The sequence below is a fragment of the Acinetobacter chinensis genome (assembly GCF_002165375.2).
Classification (GTDB): domain Bacteria; phylum Pseudomonadota; class Gammaproteobacteria; order Pseudomonadales; family Moraxellaceae; genus Acinetobacter; species Acinetobacter chinensis.
Map to the genome: position 1 here is coordinate 2576029 of NZ_CP032134.1, position 18486 is coordinate 2594514.

Sequence of the window (18486 nt, forward strand, 5' to 3'; positions counted from 1 at the left end):
GACTTTTTTATTTATCAATCAATAACCCAACAGACTTTTGTCTAAAGGAAATTCTATTCCGATTGAAGCACCACCATCATTACCGTTGACATCTGAATCACTGATCCAGCCATTAACTTTCAGCGGAATGTCTGGGCGCAAATAATGTGACCAGGTCAGGTCTACTGCCTTGATTTCATCTTTCTGAGGGAATGCTGCATTGGTCAGGCGGTCGGAACCATTCACCTTAACGACCATGACGCGACCATTCAGACGGTTAAGTGGATCCACCCGGATATCACCACCGACCGAAACCATCTGACCATCCCCCCCCATAGCATGTCCTAATGGGAAACCATGCTGGTAAAAACCGTCCGTATAAATTGAATGGTTATAGGAAATACCTTTCACCTTACCATTTGTCCGTGTATCAGCCCATTCAGTATATAACTGATATGGCATGTTGCGGAAACTGGATGAATAGTCTGCCCCTGCCAGATACATTTTTTTAGCTGGTAATCCACCGGCTTCATCTTCACCGATATACTGCCCATAAATACTAGCAGGAACCTGTAACCAGTGATTCAGATTCAGACGTGCATCAAAACCTGCTACCTGATTGGATGGATTTTCCTGATCACCATAAACATTATCATTTCCAACAAAAGCATCCCATAAAGAACTGAAACTTTCCGGGCGACCTTCACCACCCCACTGGAACGCTCTTGAAGCACCTACTTCCAGATAAGGAAGCGGTTGAGCGGTGAATCGTAAGCCCACGAGCTTTGCGTCCGGTACAGCTTTATAGTCATCCAGTTGACCCGCAAAAGCCTGATACTGCCAGGGTCCAATCCATGACAGCCATTTAGTCTCAAAAGCACTCTGTTCAGCTCGCTGTGCCGTAAAACCATAAACTGGACGACTTGCATCACCACGGATCAGACTACCGTCATGTCCTGGCCCCCACCAGGTCGGAATCTGACCTGCGATCAGCCACTGATTCCAGAGTTTTCCTGCAATATAAGAGCCTTCGACATTAACATCCTGATCATGATCAATCCGAGGGTCTTTCTCACCATTTACCCGAATTTTAGCATCCCAGTTTGCACCACCTGCATTCAGTTCCAGTGCAGCTGCATACTGAGCTTTCTGACCATCAGCAAAAGACTGAGGTATTTCTTTCTGATCTGTGCCTGCAAACAATCCAATTTTCGCAGTCTCATTATCTGCTTTCAGCTCATTCAGAATGGAAGCTACTACTTTTTCCTGTACAGGAGAGCTAATCTTTGCCTGAGATAATGCCCGTTGAATTTCATCGCCACTCATTGGCCAGGTAGATGTACTGATCTGAATGACACCCTGCTGGTTCAACCAGTTCAAATCTGTTCTAAGCGTTTCGCTGTTCAGGATCAGACCCTGTGTCCATCCTTGCTGGCTGAATAATGTCAGCATTAAAGCCGAAAATAAGTGGGAACGTTTCACTGGCATACTTCTTTCATTTTTCATCATTGGGAATATTTTGAATGATTCTATATACTTATTACTCTATTTTTACATTAATTAACAAAACAGAACGCGATAAGCTTAAAAAACATTCAATCCACACACTTAATATGCGCAGTGTTACATAAGTCACTTAAAGACCTGAAATATGAGCAAAAACAGTGCAAAATCACCAATAAAAACCCGTTGAATATCCACTATTGCAAATAAACCATGATTCAAATCACATATTAAGAAGTCAGAAAAATACTTCTATCTCTTATAAAAACCCAAAGCCACTCCCATTTTATATTTAACTTTTCCTCTTTAAATGCTCTATTTTTTAATTATTAATTTATCGAATAATCCAATATTACATATATTCACATGAATGGCTGTCCTGACAGACCAAGCCTATAGATACATGGGCTCAACAGACGCCCAATAAAAAAGCCACTTAATCAAGTGGCTTTTTTAAACGTCATTTCAAAATTAATTTTTATGACGCATATGAGGGAATAAAATCACATCACGGATACTTGGTGCATTGGCAAACAGCATAACGAGACGGTCAATACCAATACCTTCACCAGCTGTTGGAGGTAAACCGTATTCAAGTGCTTCAACAAAATCAGCGTCATAATGCATCGCTTCATCATCACCGGCATCTTTTTCAGCAACCTGTGCCTGGAAGCGCTCAGCCTGATCAATCGGGTCATTCAGCTCTGAGAAACCATTCGCCAGTTCACGACCACCGATGAAGAATTCAAAACGATCAGTAATGTGTGGATTATCATCATTACGACGTGCCAATGGAGAAGTTTCCGCTGGATACTCAGTAATAAATGTCGGTTGACGCAGTTTGGTTTCCACAGTTTCTTCAAACACGATGGTCTGCAGTTTACCCAGACCAAAACCAGGTTTAACCTGTTCTTTCAGCTCCTCTTTGACAAATTTTGCCAGGAATTCACGGTCAGCAACATTTTCAGCTGTAAATGATGGATTATTTTCAAGAATCGCATCAAACATTGAAATTTTCTTGAATGGACCTTTGAAGCTGTAAACCTCATCGCCATAAGGAACGTCTGTAGAACCCAGGATGTCGATTGCCAGTTTTTCAAGCATGCTTTCAGTCAAAGCCATCAGGTCTTTGTAGTCTGCATAAGCCTGATAGAACTCAATCATGGTGAATTCTGGATTGTGACGAGTCGAAACACCTTCGTTACGGAAGTTACGGTTAATTTCGAATACACGTTCAAAACCACCAACCACCAGACGCTTTAAATAAAGCTCAGGCGCAATACGCAGGAATAAAGGCATATCCAGTGCGTTGTGATGTGTTTCAAATGGACGCGCAGATGCACCACCTGGAATCACATGCATCATTGGTGTTTCAACTTCCATGAAACGTTCATTGGCTAAATAGTTACGGATACCTGACACGACTTTTGCACGAATTTCAAAAGTTTTACGTGTCTCTTCGTTAACAATCAAGTCCAGGTAACGCTTACGGTATTTTACTTCTGTATCGGTCAGACCATGGAATTTATCCGGTAAAGGACGCAGTGATTTGGTCAACAGTTCAAACTGTTCGATGTGAACATACAGATCGCCCTTGCCTGAACGACCAATATAGCCTTCAACTGCAATAATATCGCCAAGATCAAGACTTTTCACAGTTTCAAGTACTTCAGGTGCCAGTTCTTTACGGGCAACATAAAGCTGAATACGACCTGTCATGTCCTGAATCACAATAAATGATCCACGGTTCAGCATGACACGACCAGCAACTTTCACATGAACCTTTTCACCAGACTCAATCTGTTCTTTATCCAGGTCTGCGAACTGATCCTGTAAATCCTGTGCATAATGCTCACGCTTAAAGGTGTTCGGCCATGGGCTGACACCTGTTTCTTTCGCATGATCCTGTATCTGCTTTAACTTGGCATGACGCTGTGCAATTAAATCGTTTTCGGAAATAGGTTGTTCAGAAGTCGATTGAGCGTTATTTTGCGTCATTTCTGCCTCGAGTGTATAAAAACGGAAGTTGCATAGCATAGCAGATTTACAGCTTTATGCGCATGAATAAAAGCCAAAGAACAGCTTAAAACAATAAAAACAGTGGAAAATGAGATCCTTGATGGCTTATAAGTGGCTTTTATCATGCCTGGAACCATGCCATCTGTTGAATTAAAAATGATTATTCTGTCTTTATCATTCAATCATCATGACAACACCTGACCGACAGAGCAGTTCACTGAATGGAAATCTGTAAACTGTCCAGATTCATCACCTGACAACCTGCCCCACAACAGCCCCATCAAAATCAATCTCCTGTATTTCCTCCAAGTATTTATTCAACAGAATCATCTGAACCGTCCGCCTGACCTTAGACCAAAAGCTAACTGCGGTAAATCAGATAAATACATACAATTCTGTTGGTAAAACACCCGAAAAAGACAGTAATTCACATATTACGCTCTTTGAGATAAATACAGGTAAACGCAATAATTAATGAATACTTGCACTTCAAAAATTCTGTTTTTGCATGGACTTGATTCTTCCAGGGAATCCACAAAATTCCATGCCATTCATGCAGTACAAAAATTCTGTATTGATGTGGATTATCGCAACCTGAATTACCAGACCGTTGCCAGTTTCTATCACGACATCATTCACAACATAAAACCTGAGATTCTGGTGGGACATAGTCTGGGGGCTTACTGGGCGCTGAAAATGTCCAGTCATCATAAAATCCCAGCCATTATCGCCAATCCAAGTCTGCATCCGGATTTCAGAAGCGACTATCCTCCCATCTCTGAAGAAGAGCTTGAAAACGATATTCCTCAGCTGGCTTATATAGAGCTGGGAGATGAAATTTTAGATATGTATGAAGTCGTTCAACAGATCGAACCCTATATGCAGATTCAGGCACTGGAAGGAGGACACCATCGGCTCTCCTGCCCTGAAAATCTGAACCATCTGATTCAGTACACAGAAGAACATTTCCTGAAAAAATAAAAAAACCTGCAAAAATGCAGGTTTTTTTATTTTCTATTGCTCATCAAGCTGAAGAATAAAAACTTTCAGATACTGATTATGCAACGTCCTGAGCTGGCTGCTGCTGATTATTCAGTGAAGACCAGATGTTCAGACCAAGATCTCCATGCAGATCAGGTAAATCAAGGAAAATACTGGCACCCAGCACCTCGTGATTGCATTTTTCAGCAAGCTGTTTTACCGCTTTAAGCGTACCACCCGTTGCAAGAACATCATCTACAATGATCACTTTCTGTGAGCTGAGTTCAGCCGACATTTCCAGTCGATCCAGACCATATTCAAGGCTGTATCCCACGCCTACAACCGGAGGAGGCAGTTTTCCTGCTTTTCTGACCAGAATCAGTGCCTTGCCTGTTCGCTGTGCCAGCAACGTTGCCAGAACAAATCCGCGTGCTTCAACCGCAATAAAGCTATCCACTGCTTCAAGCTGTTCAGCAGGAATACTTGCAATTAAAGCATCAGTCAGTGCTTCAATGCTGTTCATGAAAAGCGGTGTCAGATCGTAAAAGCTGATCCCTGGTTTTGGAAAATTCTGGACAGTACGGATCTGTGACCACAGTGTTGCAGACAAATTGTTCATGGGAGAATGATACAAAAATAAAAAAGAATAGTTGAATTTTACAGCTTTAAGAGGATTTTGACCACCTTTCAGACAGTGATCAGACTGAAGAATACGAATCAACGATTCATAACCTATTGTTTTTATTAATATCATTTATTTAATAAATATTAAATATATAACTACCTTATTATAAAATAATAGATTATTCCATTTTTAGCAGCTGGACTTTCGTCCATAGTCACCTTTTCAGACATCGAGTATACCCACTTCTGCACTGAATAATTTTCCATAGACAACTGCTTTCACTCATAAAATTAATCGCGATAGATTGTCCTACAATTTTATAATTTCTGTGCTTTTCCTGACAAGTTTTGTCCTGATCAGCCATTCTGATTTCAAATCGAGAGATTAAACTCCGATATTCACTTTACATTAGCTATAGAACTGCGTAAAAATTTAAGCGAATATGTACAGATGAAGTCATATCAAATAGAGTCTTGCAGTATATGGAATTTTTACTGATCAACTATCATTGGCAGATCAGTGTTTGGAGAGTCAAATGAAAAAATATCAATGCATCGTTTGTGGATGGATTTATGACGAAGCAGAAGGCTGGCCTCAGGACGGCATTACAGCGGGTACAAAATGGGAAGATATTCCTGATGACTGGACATGCCCAGACTGTGGTGTATCCAAAGCTGACTTTGAAATGGTAGAAATCTGATCAGCGTTTTTTAAGAGACCATACCTTTTGTTATGGTCTTTTTTTATGTCCTTATTTAACGGAGAAAAATATGCATCCTATCGTCATCATTGGTTCAGGCATGGCGGGTTATACCGTAGCGCGTGAGTTCCGTAAACTCAATCCTGAGCAGGAACTGGTCATGATTTCTGCAGATGATGCGGTAAACTATGCAAAACCGACTCTTTCCAACGCACTGGTTGGAAATAAGGCACCTGATCAGATTGCTCTGGGTGATGCAGCTAAAATGTCAGCTCAGCTGAATATGCGCATTGAAACTCTGACAGAAGTAACTGCACTTCAGTCTGAACAGCATCAGATTATTCTCAAAAAAGATGGCACAGAAACCGCACAGCCATATTCTCAACTGATTCTTGCTGTGGGTGCAAATCCTGTGCGCCTAGCCATTGCAGGCGACGGCAGTGATGATATTCATGTCGTTAACAATCTGAATGACTATAAAACTTTCCGTGAAAATCTGTCCCTCAGAAATGACAAACGTGTTGTGATTCTGGGTGCCGGTCTGATTGGTTGCGAATTTGCAAACGATTTACAGAATACCGGACACAAAGTCACGGTCATTGATCTGGCTCCACAGCCTTTGGGCCGTCTGCTGCCTGCTCACGTGGCTACAGCATTTAAAGAAAATCTGGAAGAAACCGGTATCCGTTTCGTACTGGGGACAACCGTTGAAAAAATTTCCCGTGTAGAACATGGTGATTATCAGGTCGTTCTTGCCAATGGTCAGTCCTTAACTGCAGATATTGTTCTTTCTGCAATTGGTTTACAGCCACAGCTTGCTCTGGCTAAATCTGCGGGCATTGAAACCAGCCGCGGCATTCTGACCAACTTACAGTTAAACACCAGTCATGCAGATATCTTTGCTGTCGGTGACTGTGCTGAAGTCAACGGATTGTTGTTGCCTTATGTCATGCCAATCATGCAACAGGCGCGGGCACTTGCAAAAACCCTGAATGGTGAATCCACCGCAGTACACTACCCTGCAATGCCTGTCGCTGTTAAGACACCTGCGGCACCTCTGACCGTACTGCCTGCTCCTCCAGATGTTGACGTTACCTGGGAAACTGAGGAACTGGATGACGGTATGATTGCCCGTGCCCTGGATTCAGATGCAACATTGCGTGGCTTTGTATTACTTGGACCGACTGCCGGCAAACAGCGTCTGACACTGACAAAACTTGTGCCGGACTTGATTCCTGTCACAGTTTAAGGTTTAAATAATGAGGACGTTTTTTCACCGGAACGTCCTTTATTCAGGAAAATAAAAATGAACAGCGCCTTACAGTTTAAAGATTCACCTTATACAACTTTTATGCATGAAACACGGGTTGACCTGGGCAACGGTATTGAACTGCACGTTGAAACAGGTGGTCATCCTGAACACCCTCCTGTTCTGCTGATTATGGGGCTGGGTGCGCAGATGCTGTTCTGGCCTGATTTTTTCTGTAAATCCCTGATTGATCAGGGCTATCGTGTGATTCGTTACGACAACCGTGATATTGGACTGTCTTCCAAAATCCGACATAAAGGTCCACGCCTGAATACTCTGAAACTGATGGGTCGCTTTGCATTAGGACTGGAAAATCAGGGAGCACCTTATAATCTTTACGATATGGCAGAAGATGCTTCACTGCTGATTGACCGTTTAGGACTGGAAAAGGTTCAGGTGATCGGTGCATCCATGGGCGGTATGATTGCTCAGATTCTTGCTGCCCGTTATCCTGAAAAAGTCAGTAAACTGGGCTTACTTTTTACCAGCAACAACCAGCCACTGCTACCGCCACCTTTTCCCAAACAGCTGTTCAGCCTGATTGGAAAACCCGAATCGACAACAGAAGACGGTATTGTGAACCACAGTATCAAACTGTTTAAAATTATTGGTTCACCTGGCTACGTCAACCAGCTGGAAGCTATGCAGACCGCTCGTAAATTATATAATCGAAGTTATCATCCAGCGGGTGTACTTCAACAGTTTTTAGCAATATTATGTACAGGTTCATTGCTGCAACTGGACAGACATATTACGCAACCGACTCTCGTAGTTCATGGTTCACGTGACCGTCTGCTCCCACCTGGTCATGGTAAAGCCGTTGCTAAGGCAATTCCTGATGCTAAGTTTGAATTAATTGACGGAATGGGGCATGATATCCCACCGCATTTTATTCCATACCTTAGCGGATTATTTGCTCACCACTTTTCATAAACATTAGGACACTATGGCTGCATTACCATCCCTGAGACAGCTGTCATATCTCGTTACGCTGTCTGAAACGCTGCACTTTACTGAAGCAGCGCGCCGTTCATTTGTGACCCAGTCAACTCTTTCTGGCGGGATCATGGAACTCGAGCGTCTGTTGGGCGGCGTACTGGTTGAACGTGACCGTCAAAATGTACGTTTAACTCCGCTTGGTGAACAGGTCGTAGGTCGAGCCCGTGTTCTGCTTGCAGATGCTCAGGACCTGATGCGCCTGAGCAGGGAAATGAGTGAACCTCTGACGGGTGATCTCCATCTGGGAATTATTCCAACAATTGCTCCGTTCATTCTGGCTCAACTGCTGGATGAAGTGCACAGACAGCTGCCTAAAATTCAGTTGCATCTGCATGAAGCTCAGAGTGAAAAAATTGTTGAAAAACTGGAACACGGTAATCTGGACATGATTGCTCTCGCCCTTCCGTTTGATACCCGTGGTCTGAAAGTTGCAGAAATTGCCAAAGAAAATCTGTATCTGGTTTGCCATCGTAATGATCAGCATGCTGTAAATGCAGTTTCACTGGATGATCTGGATCTGTCACGCCTGATGTTGCTGGAAGAAGGTCATTGCTTACGTGATCACACTTTAAGTGCCTGCCCGATTGGTGAGCGTAAAAATGATCATCGTCTGAAAGCAAGCTCATTGCCAACACTTGTTGAAATGGTGGCTGCTGAACTGGGTTTCACTTTATTGCCTGAAATTGCAATTCATACCAATATGATCAAAGCAAACCCTGAACTGATGATCAAACCAATTGAGTCTGCTCCTAACAGAACACTTGCACTGGTGACCCGAAAAAGCACACCTTTACAAAGTGAGTTTGATGTTCTCCTCCAGATTATGCAGAAGATCACTCAGCATTTGCACTGAATCTGGTTATATTATAAAAAGGAGCTACGGCTCCTTTTCTTTTATGCACAGTAAATTCCTTTATTTTCTGCAAAAAAAAAGCTTACCCGAAGGTAAGCTGATCGAAGTAAGAAATATAACGTCTCAAAACTGAATCGTAATATAGGCACCTCAAGGAGTTGGAATACTTCCCGCTAGCCAGATAAGCAGAAAGTATGTTTATAGTAATCAGTAAATTATCAGCAGAATATCCCTGGTATTTGGTATATTTCATAAAATTTGATCACTTTTAGTGCAATTCATCTGTTTCTATCCTGACAGAAGACAGCCTGTTTGCCTTACAGAACTTAACATTTCCATTTACCATCCAATAAATTTTTAATTTTTTAAAATCATCAATTTAATTCACATGTGAAATAAAACACCACCAGATATTAACAAAAAAACCATTTTTCATAAAAAAACTTAATACAACAAACACTTAAGTTTACTTTAAATACCTGATTCCAGGTATGGCATTCACCCCAAAAATCATTCAAAGTTCAAATTAAGATTCAGCTGCATCTGAGAATGAAAATGTTGAGAGAACTCGTTCTACCTGTACCCGCTATGATCATGCATCATGGTGATGAACCTGACAGTTCACTTAAACATATACTGACTGACATTGGTTATCCTGATGATCTGATTTTTCAGTCAGAACAGGATGATACCGCTTTCAAAATAATGGACAGGCACCTGCCGAACTTACTGCTGGTCGATCTTGATACCCCTCCAGAAGTTATTCAGCAGTTACATCGGATCAATCAGGGGATGCTGATTATCGGTATTTCAGGGCATGACCCAGTGAAAATTTTACGGGCGATTCATGCTGGCATTTCGGGTTATCTGTTTACAGATCAATCTCCTGAACAGCAGAAGAACCAGGTGATTATGACGTTAAGGGGCGGTTCACCGATTGACACTGAAGTTGCTCAGCTGATGCTGAAATGTATAGGCAAGACCGATCTGCCTTTTCGTTTTACCAATACAGAACAGGAAATATTAAACCTGGCAGGTCATGGTATTGAACTGGAACAGATTTCAGATGATCTCCATATTCCTGAATACATGATTCCAGGCTACATCAAAAATATTTACCGGAAAATATCCATGTATCAGTCTGATGAACAGAACTGTTTATGTCATTGATCTGAATGTGTGCAATAAAAAAGGAGTTCTGTTCAGAACTCCTTTTTTATATACATGAATCATCAGAAAAGACATTTACTTAATATATTCAAGCAGGTAACGCTGTGCATTGTGCAGTTTCTCACCTTCAGCCGGATGCGCACGCAGCCATGTACCATCACTCTGCAACAGCCACGCCTGCTGATTATCCTCAAGATACGTTAACAGTCCCTGTTGATAAATCCGTTTTTTCAATGCCGGATCTTCAATCGGGAAGCAGGCTTCAACACGGTTAAACAGGTTTCGGTCCATCCAGTCAGCACTTGAACCATAGATGCGTTGATTACCGTTATTACTGAAATAATATACACGGGTATGTTCAAGGAAACGTCCAACCACTGAACGTACCCGAATGTTTTCTGACAGACCCGGCAGACCTGGACGCAGACAGCAGATTGAACGGATAATCAAGTCAATCTGTACCCCTGCCTGAGATGCTTCATACAGTTTATTAATCAGTTGCTGTTCTGTCAGTGCATTGACTTTCACAATAATCTGAGCTTTTTTCCCTGCTTTAGCATTGGCAATTTCTTCATCAATATAATTGATCAGCTGAGCATGCAGCGTAAATGGAGCATGCAGCAGTTTCTTCAGTTTTGCCATTTTGCCCATTCCAGTCAGTTCCTGGAAAATACGGTGTACATCCTCACATAGCTCTTTGTCTGTGGTTAACAGACCATAGTCCGTATAGATACGGGCATTGCCTGCATGGTAGTTCCCTGTTCCAAGATGGACATAACGGATAAGTTTATTATTTTCACGACGGACAACCAGGATCATTTTGGCATGTGTTTTGTAGCCCACAATGCCATAAACCACAACTGCACCGGCTTCCTGCAAAACATTAGCAACCGCAATATTTGACTCTTCATCAAAACGTGCCCGCAACTCAATGACAGCCGTGACTTCTTTACCATTACGGGCTGCTTCTGCAAGTACCTGTACAATTTCAGAGTCAGCACCACTACGGTACAGCGTCTGTTTAATTGCAAGCACCTGTGGATCACGCGCAGCTTCACGCAGCAGATTAATCACAGGAGCGAAAGATTCAAAGGGATGGTGCAGTAAAATATCCTGCTTCTGCATCGCTGAAAAAATATTTTCAGATTTTTTCAGTACTTTGGGAATAATCGGTGTATGTGAGTCATAACGCAAATGAGGACGCTTAAAATTTGACAGCAAACGGGCAAGATTGACAGGACCATCCACTTTATAAAGCTGTTCTTCGTCTAGATCAAACTCATCCAGCAGATAATCATAAATATGCTTTGGACAGTTTTCAGTCACTTCCAGACGCACAGCACGACCAAAACGTCTTGAGTTCAGCTCACCTTTCAGAGCTATCGCGAGGTCTTCAACATCTTCATTCAAAGCAAGATCAGCATTTCGGGTCACCCTGAACTGATAACAACCCGTTGCTGTCATACCAGGGAACAGATCAGAAACGTGTTCATGAATAATCGCAGAAAGCATGACATGGTGTTCTTTACCTGCTGTCAGCTCATCAGGTAAACGTACAACCCGTGGCAAAGAACGCGGCGCTGGAACAACAGCCAGATCAATCTGACGACCAAATGCATCCTTACCTTCCAGTGTAATGATAAAGTTCAGACTTTTATTGACCAGTCTTGGAAATGGATGGGCTGGATCAAGACTGATCGGTGTCAGTACAGGAGCAACCTGTTCCTGGAAATATTTTTTCACCCAGGAGGACTGCGCAGGTGTCAGTTCACCGCGACGTAAAAAGCAGATATCTTCTTCGCGCAGTTTTGGCAGAATTTCTTCATTTAAAATACGGTACTGTCTTTCTATAGCAGCATGAGCTGTCTGAGAAACCTGATCAAGTACCTGTTTAGGTGTCAGACCGTCAGGGCTTCGGCTTTCATTGCCCAGATCAAGCTGTTCCATCATACCCGCTACACGGATTTCAAAAAATTCATCCAGGTTTCTGGAAAAAATAAGCAGAAAATTCATGCGTTCGAGTAAGGGATGCAATGGATCAACAGCCTGTTCCAGCACCCGCAGATGGAAGTCAAGAATTGACAGCTCACGGTTGATGTAACGGTCGTTATAAGCGTATTCAATTGGTGCAGGAGTTATGTCAGCTGCCGTATTCATATCAAACCTATATTTTTCTAAGTATGTGCCAATGTTCTAAGTATGCTTCAAATTTATGACAATTTCATAAAAAAAAGCCCGACATGCGAGCTTTTTTAAAGTTTTCATTTCAGGGGATATGACTGTAGCGCATATACTTCTGAATCATACGCTTACGATAATTCAGTTTTCTGTCATTGCGGTTGTTCTTATAATATTTAGGGTTTGGTAAAACTGCCGCCAGAAATGCTGCCTGTTCACGGCTCATACTTCTGGAACTTTTGCCAAAATAGTACTGTGAAGCAGCTTCAACACCATAAATATTTTCACCAAACTCTACAGAGTTGAGATAGACCTCAAGAATACGTTCCTTCGACCACATTCTTTCCATCATCCACGTCGCTATGGCTTCCTGCCCTTTGCGGATAAAAGAACGTTTATTATATAAAAACAGGTTCTTTGCCAGCTGCTGAGAAATAGTTGAGCCACCTGCCACGACCTTTCCTTTGTCTTTATTACGCTCCATGGCGAACTTCATTCCATCCCAATCAAAACCTTTGTGCTGCAGGAACTTCCCGTCTTCAGCCGCTACAACTGCATGTTTGAAATATGGACTGATCTGATCATAGTCCCGCCATTCATGTTTAATCGGTTCAGAGGGGTCTGACCAGTAATCCAGACGCATCATCATGGTACTTTCTACCGGATGTGTCCGCCACCAGGCAAGACTTGCAAATATCCACAACTGAACCACTAAAAACAGGCTGAACAGAATCAGCAAAGTGCGAACAATAAATGTCTTCATGTCTGATTACTGCTCCTGGTTTTATAAATTTTCATGCTAAGCTGAGTGCAAAGTTCTTTATATTGATAAAAGAATAACATGTCTGATCTTTCTTCTCCGCCCATACAAAGCAAATCCAGTATTCATTTATGGTGGATCACTGCACTACTGATTGCTGTAAATACAGGTCTGTTTACCTGGCAGGTCATTACAGGAATGGACATCAGTAATCCATCTACAGTCGATGCAATCCGCTGGGGTGCTGATTATGCACCTTTAACCTATCTTGCGGAACCCTGGCGGCTTTTCAGCAGTATGTTTTTCCATTTCGGCATGATTCATCTGATGCTGAACATGTGGGCATTGTATATTTTTGGCAGTGTAGCAGAACAGATGTTTGGTCGCTTTTACTTCAGTATTCTTTATCTGCTGGCGGGTTTAACAGGAAGTCTACTGAGTGGTTATGTCTCCATTCAGGACTCTTATGAGCTGATCAGAACAGGTATACCCACTCAAAGTCTGTTACCGAGTGTGGGTGCGGGTGCATCTGGTGCAGTCATGGGACTGGGTGCTGCGCTGACCGTTCTGTCTTTATTTCCGATGTTACCAGGACAACGTTTTGTACTGGATAAAAAAACATTACTCATGGTGATGGGTATAAACCTTGCCATGGGTTTTATGATCAGTGGCATCAACAATGCAGCGCATATTGGTGGCATGATCATGGGTGCTCTGCTTACACTGATCTGGTATGCCGGTCAGAAATATGGAAAAAATGGTTTGAGCCAGATCGCTGGAGCTGTACTTGGTACTGGACTGTGCATTCTTTTTTATCAGTACTGCATGCAGCAGGTTCAGGCTATCAGCCCTTTGTGGCAAGGACTGATAGAGTGGATAAAATGAATCAGTCTTTACTGATTCATTTCCCTTAAACTCTGTAAGGGTGGAATTTCACTGAGATAACTGAGTCGGTAACGCCCGATCAGTGCACAAAGTAAAGTCATCAATACAGGTAAAACCAGCCAGATTTGCAGATGTGGCTGAATCATCAGATCCATTTTATAACTGGCAACAGCACTGATCATTTCAGCAAAAACGCAGGCAACCACACCTGCCATCAGACCAATAAAACCGATTTCCAGGCTCATCATTCCTTTCAGCTTCTGCTTTGAACTGCCAAATGACCTTAACAGCGCCACTTCTTTTTTACGTTCATCCATCAGCAGATTCAGACAGGCTATCAGCACAAGTAAACCAGAAATACTGACCAGTACAGCAAGAATCGTCACAATCTGAACCAGCACATTCATAATCCGTTTGACTTCATCAAGTATTGCACTGACATCAATAAATACGGTGCTGGAAAACTGCTGTACCAGTGAAATCAGTTTCGGTTTATCTGCATCAGGGATGTAAAAACTGCCCAGATAACTTCCTGCATTTTCATCAAAGGTTGCTGGTGAAAAAATAAAGAAGAAATTAGGACTGAAACTTTCCCATTCGACGTTACGGAAATTGACCACTTTAGCGGTAAAATTTCCTTCAGGAATGCTGAAAGTCAGACGGTCTCCAAGATGAATCCCCAGTTCCTGTGCAATTTTACTTTCTACCGAAACCTCGCCTGTCTGCCCTAAATGAGCATTGCCCTTCATAATCACATTATCAGAAGGATAGACCTCAGACTGTGTCAGATTCAGTTCACGGCGCAGCGCATTATTATTTCCAATGAGCTCATCTGAAAAAGGCAGATCATTTTTAGCATTCAACCGCCCACGGATATTGGGATAAAGCGGAGTACCCTGCCATCCATGCTGTTCCAGCTGCTGCTTAAATTCAGGCATGTCAAAGGGAGGCAAACCATACACAAACTGATTGGGTGTACCGACAGGTAACTGTTGCTGCCAGCGTTCGAGTAAATCTGTTCTTAATACAGCCAGTACAGCGATCAGACTCAGTCCCAGTGCAAGTGCTGTGACCTGGAATGCCGTCATATAAGGTGTACGGACATAAGCAGAAACCGACCATTTCATCTGTCTGATCAGCTTCAGTCCCGCCCACACCACCAGGTACAATACACAGCATAACAGCAGTACAGCGCCACAGATCCATAGACTTAAACTGATATTTTCAGTCAGTAACATACAGAAAAGCACCAGACTGATCAGCCCTGAACTAAGCATGAACAAAACTGAACGGAGTGATTTTTCCTGCTGCCGGATGACCCGGACTGGTGGGGTGTTGAGCAGTTGCCAGAGTGCAGGTAATACAAAGCCCAGCAGAACAACGGTACAGGTAAAAAATGCCACAGGCAAAGGTCCTGCTAGCATACTCAGCACAGAAAAATGAATCTGAAGATGAGGGATTAACTGCAGCATTAACTGTAACAGACCATATCCCAGCGCAACGCCAAGCAATGTACCAATCAGCATGGAAATGACCAGCATAAAGCCCAGCAGTCCCAGATATGCCCATAAAATCTGACGACGGGCAGCACCACAACAGCGTAACAGCGCAATATGGTCCTGATTCTGCTGAACATAACGCTGACTGCTTAAAGCAATCGCAAGACCGCACAGCAGTATGGTCAGAATATTTGCCAGCTGTAAAAATGTATCCAGGTTAGCTATGGGCTTCATCAGGCGGGTATTTCCCTCTCCTGCATTGCGCAGTTTCAACCCACCCTGTTCTTCTGCCTGCTCATTCGGCTTTGTCTTTTGTTGATCTGCCTGCAGGTGCTGCTGTTTTTTAAAATTCTGCTCATAAGTCTGAGTCTGCACAGGTGTTCCTGACATGAGTAAACGATAGTCAATCCGTGACCCGACCTGTACAGCATTGGTCTTTGCAACATCTGAGCGTGAAATAATCACAGTTGGTGAGAACCCTGAAAATCCAAGTTCCTGATTGGAATCACGCTGAATTTCAGCAGAAACCTTAAACTGTCCATCTGCAAGGAAAATCTGCTCCCCAGGCTTTACATGCAGCAGTTGCATTGCTCGTGGACTGAGCCATGCCTCGCCTGGCTTAAGTCTGGTTGCAACTGGCGTGACCTGGATGTCACCACGCAAAGGGAAATGCTGATCCACTGCTTTGACATTGACCATCACAAACTGTTGCGATGTTCGTGCCATCGTACCAAACATGGTTACTTCAGACGTTTTCAGCCCTGCCTGCTGAGCCTGATTTTTCCATTTACTGTCCAGTGGTTTACTGTCGCTGAGTACCAGATCCGCTGCCAGCATTTCTGCCGCCTGTAAAGCAACAGCATTCTGAATCTGTTCATTACTGAATTTGAGTGCTGTGGTCGCGCTGATTGCCAGTGTTAAAGCAATCATCAAGAGGTAAATACCGGTACTTCTTAAACTCTGCGTCAGTAAAGGTTTAAATAAATGATTCATTCTGACCTGCCCTTTACTGCATCTGCTCGGTTAACTGTCCGCCACTCAGTACAAAATGCCGCTGACATTTTTTTGCCAGCTGCTGATCATGTGTCACCAGAATCAATGTTGTCCCCATTTCCTTATTCAGTCTGAACAGCAGTTCTTCAATTTCAAGAGCTGTAGCACTGTCCAGATTACCAGTAGGCTCATCTGCAAAAATAATCTGAGGTTCACTGATCAGTGCCCTGGCAATTGCAACCCGTTGCTGCTCCCCGCCTGACAGGACTTTGGGTGTCTGCCACGCCTGTTGTTCCAGTCCTACTTTCGTCAGTAACTGCAGGGCTTTCTGCTCAGCCTGCCTGAAATTGAAACCCGGTTTAAGGCGCAAAGGTAGCAGTACATTTTCCACAGCACTCAGATGAGGCAACAACTGAAAAGACTGAAATACAAAACCAATATGATTCAGGCGCACCAAAGCCCGCTGTTCCTCATTCAGTTCAGAAACAGACTCACCACAGACCACAAGCTGACCAGAACCAGCCTGATCCAGCGTTGCAAGTATTCCCAGCAATGTTGACTTTCCAGAACCTGAACGCCCCGTAATCGCAACCTGCTCGCCAGAAAATATTTCGAGGTTAATATTTTCAAAAACAATCAGTTCTTTTTGAGGGAGCTTAATCTTCTGGCTAAGTTGCTGTGCAGAAATAATTGCTTGTGGCATCATGAAAACATTACTCAAACTGTTAAAAATGTCGGTATGCAAAAAAAATCTCTGCACTACGTTGTCTTTGTGACTTTCTGCTCAGTACTGTTGATGACTCCCGCAATGGTTTATGCAAAAACCATCATGATTCTGGGGGACAGCCTAAGTGCAAGTTATGGCATTCAGCAAGGTCAGGGTTGGGTCAGTCTGTTACAGAAACGTCTTGACCAACAGTATCCGAAAGCACACAAAGTGGTCAATGCCAGTGTCAGTGGAGAAACCACCAGTGGAGCACTCGCCAGACTGCCAAAACTGTTACAGACACATAAGCCTGATATTGTGGTGATTGAACTGGGGGGAAATGATGGATTACGTGGTCAGCCACCACAGATGATTCAAAAAAATCTGACACAGCTCGTCCTCAGAAGTCAGCAGAGTAAAGCCCATGTTTTATTGTTTGGAATGAAAATTCCACCGAATTATGGCACTGCCTACAGTCAGGCATTTGAAAATAACTACAGAACCGTCAGCCAGCAATACAAAATCAAACTTCTGCCCTTTTTTATGCAGAATGTTGCTGGACACAGCCATCTGATGCAGAAAGATCAGATTCACCCCAATGCAGCTGCTCAGAAAATACTGCTGGATAATGCCTTTCCATACATTAAAGGCGCTTTATAGAGCGCCTTTAATCAAAACAGTCTGTCTCACACTGTCTGTTTAAAAGTCATAGAACAGTACTTCACCTGTTTCCAGGGAATACTCTGCACCGACAACTTTCAGTTTGCCCTGTTCAATCAGGTTTTCCAGTACAGCAGAACCATGACGCAACTGATTCACAGAAGCAAAGACATTGGACTTCACTGCATGCATGGAAAGTTTTTCGAGATCATCTTTCAGCTCAGTCTGCAGCAGAATCTCCACAGATGGACGAACGCGGTTCACAATGGACATCAGATTTGCAGAAGATGGTGTTTCTGGATTTTTCAGAGCCTTGATGGTTGAACTGATTGCACCACAGTGAGTATGCCCAAGTACGACCACAATTGGACAACCAAAGCTTTCAGCAGCAAATTCCACACTGCCGACCTGAGATGGTGCAACAATATTACCTGCAACACGGATCACAAACAGGTCACCAAAGCCCTGGTCAAAAACCATTTCTGCCGGTACACGTGAATCTGAACATCCAAGAATAATCGCAAACGGTTCCTGGCTGCCGACCATCTCATTGCGCTGCTGATGTGTCAGGAACTTTGAAGAATTGGTTTCTTCTTTGGCAAAGCGGAGATTACCCTGTTTCAGACGTTCCAGTGCTTCTTCAGCTGTAAGCATGCTCATTTGTTCC

The 18486-nt window shown here is 43.1% G+C and carries 16 protein-coding genes; 8 read left to right on the forward strand and 8 right to left on the reverse strand.

All coding sequences use genetic code 11. The features are described from left to right. Positions 1-18 precede the first annotated feature (18 nt). On the reverse strand, positions 19-1431 hold the full coding sequence (locus CDG60_RS13175) for a capsule assembly Wzi family protein (protein ID WP_406565314.1): 1413 nt from the start codon (positions 1429-1431) through the stop codon (positions 19-21). Positions 1432-1953: 522 nt separating this feature from the next. Then, entirely contained in the window at positions 1954-3480 is a 1527-nt protein-coding gene (gene lysS / locus CDG60_RS13180) for a lysine--tRNA ligase (protein ID WP_087511917.1), read from the reverse strand. A 495-nt stretch (positions 3481-3975) separates the two neighbouring features. Here lysS and CDG60_RS13185 point away from each other — a divergent pair, with 495 nt between their 5' ends. After that, complete coding sequence (locus tag CDG60_RS13185) at positions 3976-4482, forward strand: YqiA/YcfP family alpha/beta fold hydrolase (RefSeq protein WP_087511918.1); 507 nt, start codon at positions 3976-3978, stop codon at positions 4480-4482. Between the two features lie 76 nt (positions 4483-4558). Here CDG60_RS13185 and CDG60_RS13190 read toward each other — a convergent pair whose 3' ends face one another. Next, positions 4559-5101, reverse strand: a complete 543-nt coding sequence (locus CDG60_RS13190; RefSeq protein WP_087511983.1) for an adenine phosphoribosyltransferase — start codon at positions 5099-5101, stop codon at positions 4559-4561. A gap of 541 nt (positions 5102-5642) precedes the next feature. Here CDG60_RS13190 and rubA point away from each other — a divergent pair. The 5 genes from rubA to CDG60_RS13215 all read left to right on the forward strand — a co-directional run bounded on the left by rubA (position 5643) and on the right by CDG60_RS13215 (position 10138). Then, positions 5643-5807 (forward strand): rubredoxin RubA, encoded by a 165-nt coding sequence (gene rubA / locus CDG60_RS13195; RefSeq protein WP_087511919.1) that lies wholly within the window; start codon positions 5643-5645, stop codon positions 5805-5807. A gap of 70 nt (positions 5808-5877) precedes the next feature. Beyond that, the gene (locus CDG60_RS13200) at positions 5878-7056 is read left to right on the forward strand and encodes an NAD(P)/FAD-dependent oxidoreductase (RefSeq protein ID WP_087511920.1); all 1179 of its coding nucleotides are present in this window, start codon (positions 5878-5880) and stop codon (positions 7054-7056) included. A gap of 57 nt (positions 7057-7113) precedes the next feature. Further along, entirely contained in the window at positions 7114-8049 is a 936-nt protein-coding gene (estB, locus tag CDG60_RS13205) for an esterase EstB (protein ID WP_087511921.1), read from the forward strand. A 13-nt stretch (positions 8050-8062) separates the two neighbouring features. Continuing rightward, a complete protein-coding gene (gene oxyR / locus CDG60_RS13210; protein WP_087511922.1) occupies positions 8063-8968 on the forward strand; it encodes a LysR family transcriptional regulator OxyR in 906 nt (301 codons plus the stop codon). A 549-nt stretch (positions 8969-9517) separates the two neighbouring features. After that, positions 9518-10138, forward strand: a complete 621-nt coding sequence (locus CDG60_RS13215) for a helix-turn-helix domain-containing protein (protein ID WP_160117053.1) — start codon at positions 9518-9520, stop codon at positions 10136-10138. Between the two features lie 75 nt (positions 10139-10213). On the opposite strand, the gene ppk1 is transcribed toward CDG60_RS13215, so the two are convergent. Both ppk1 and mtgA read right to left on the reverse strand, forming a co-directional pair. Further along, complete coding sequence (gene ppk1 / locus CDG60_RS13220) at positions 10214-12295, reverse strand: polyphosphate kinase 1 (protein ID WP_087511924.1); 2082 nt, start codon at positions 12293-12295, stop codon at positions 10214-10216. A 109-nt stretch (positions 12296-12404) separates the two neighbouring features. Next, positions 12405-13079 (reverse strand): monofunctional biosynthetic peptidoglycan transglycosylase, encoded by a 675-nt coding sequence (mtgA, locus tag CDG60_RS13225; protein WP_087511925.1) that lies wholly within the window; start codon positions 13077-13079, stop codon positions 12405-12407. A 78-nt stretch (positions 13080-13157) separates the two neighbouring features. Here mtgA and CDG60_RS13230 point away from each other — a divergent pair, with 78 nt between their 5' ends. Then, positions 13158-13961, forward strand: coding sequence for a rhomboid family intramembrane serine protease (locus tag CDG60_RS13230; protein WP_087511926.1), 804 nt, complete (start codon positions 13158-13160; stop codon positions 13959-13961). 8 nt (positions 13962-13969) lie between these two features. Here the strand turns inward: CDG60_RS13230 and CDG60_RS13235 are convergent, their stop codons facing one another. After that, complete coding sequence (locus tag CDG60_RS13235) at positions 13970-16453, reverse strand: ABC transporter permease (protein WP_087511927.1); 2484 nt, start codon at positions 16451-16453, stop codon at positions 13970-13972. A gap of 13 nt (positions 16454-16466) precedes the next feature. Further along, on the reverse strand, positions 16467-17159 hold the full coding sequence (locus CDG60_RS13240; RefSeq protein ID WP_227542883.1) for an ABC transporter ATP-binding protein: 693 nt from the start codon (positions 17157-17159) through the stop codon (positions 16467-16469). A 33-nt stretch (positions 17160-17192) separates the two neighbouring features. Here CDG60_RS13240 and CDG60_RS13245 point away from each other — a divergent pair, with 33 nt between their 5' ends. Continuing rightward, complete coding sequence (locus CDG60_RS13245; RefSeq protein ID WP_087511984.1) at positions 17193-17819, forward strand: arylesterase; 627 nt, start codon at positions 17193-17195, stop codon at positions 17817-17819. 39 nt (positions 17820-17858) lie between these two features. On the opposite strand, the gene CDG60_RS13250 is transcribed toward CDG60_RS13245, so the two are convergent. Beyond that, positions 17859-18473, reverse strand: a complete 615-nt coding sequence (locus tag CDG60_RS13250; RefSeq protein ID WP_087511985.1) for a carbonic anhydrase — start codon at positions 18471-18473, stop codon at positions 17859-17861. Positions 18474-18486: the final 13 nt, after the last annotated feature.

Excerpts from the sequence above, each read along its gene's own strand:
- CDG60_RS13175 (WP_406565314.1), bottom strand. The coding sequence starts at position 1,431 with ATGCTGACATTATTCAGCCAGCAAGGATGGACACAGGGTCTGATCCTG.
- CDG60_RS13190 (WP_087511983.1), bottom strand. The coding sequence starts at position 5,101 with ATGAACAATTTGTCTGCAACACTGTGGTCACAGATCCGTACTGTCCAG.
- CDG60_RS13250 (WP_087511985.1), bottom strand. The coding sequence starts at position 18,473 with ATGCTTACAGCTGAAGAAGCACTGGAACGTCTGAAACAGGGTAATCTC.
- ppk1 (WP_087511924.1), bottom strand. The coding sequence starts at position 12,295 with ATGAATACGGCAGCTGACATAACTCCTGCACCAATTGAATACGCTTAT.
- mtgA (WP_087511925.1), bottom strand. The coding sequence starts at position 13,079 with ATGAAGACATTTATTGTTCGCACTTTGCTGATTCTGTTCAGCCTGTTT.
- CDG60_RS13185 (WP_087511918.1), top strand. The coding sequence starts at position 3,976 with ATGAATACTTGCACTTCAAAAATTCTGTTTTTGCATGGACTTGATTCT.
- rubA (WP_087511919.1), top strand. The coding sequence starts at position 5,643 with ATGAAAAAATATCAATGCATCGTTTGTGGATGGATTTATGACGAAGCA.
- CDG60_RS13200 (WP_087511920.1), top strand. The coding sequence starts at position 5,878 with ATGCATCCTATCGTCATCATTGGTTCAGGCATGGCGGGTTATACCGTA.
- estB (WP_087511921.1), top strand. The coding sequence starts at position 7,114 with ATGAACAGCGCCTTACAGTTTAAAGATTCACCTTATACAACTTTTATG.
- CDG60_RS13245 (WP_087511984.1), top strand. The coding sequence starts at position 17,193 with ATGCAAAAAAAATCTCTGCACTACGTTGTCTTTGTGACTTTCTGCTCA.
- CDG60_RS13235 (WP_087511927.1), bottom strand. The coding sequence starts at position 16,453 with ATGAATCATTTATTTAAACCTTTACTGACGCAGAGTTTAAGAAGTACC.
- lysS (WP_087511917.1), bottom strand. The coding sequence starts at position 3,480 with ATGACGCAAAATAACGCTCAATCGACTTCTGAACAACCTATTTCCGAA.
- CDG60_RS13240 (WP_227542883.1), bottom strand. The coding sequence starts at position 17,159 with ATGATGCCACAAGCAATTATTTCTGCACAGCAACTTAGCCAGAAGATT.
- oxyR (WP_087511922.1), top strand. The coding sequence starts at position 8,063 with ATGGCTGCATTACCATCCCTGAGACAGCTGTCATATCTCGTTACGCTG.
- CDG60_RS13215 (WP_160117053.1), top strand. The coding sequence starts at position 9,518 with ATGAAAATGTTGAGAGAACTCGTTCTACCTGTACCCGCTATGATCATG.
- CDG60_RS13230 (WP_087511926.1), top strand. The coding sequence starts at position 13,158 with ATGTCTGATCTTTCTTCTCCGCCCATACAAAGCAAATCCAGTATTCAT.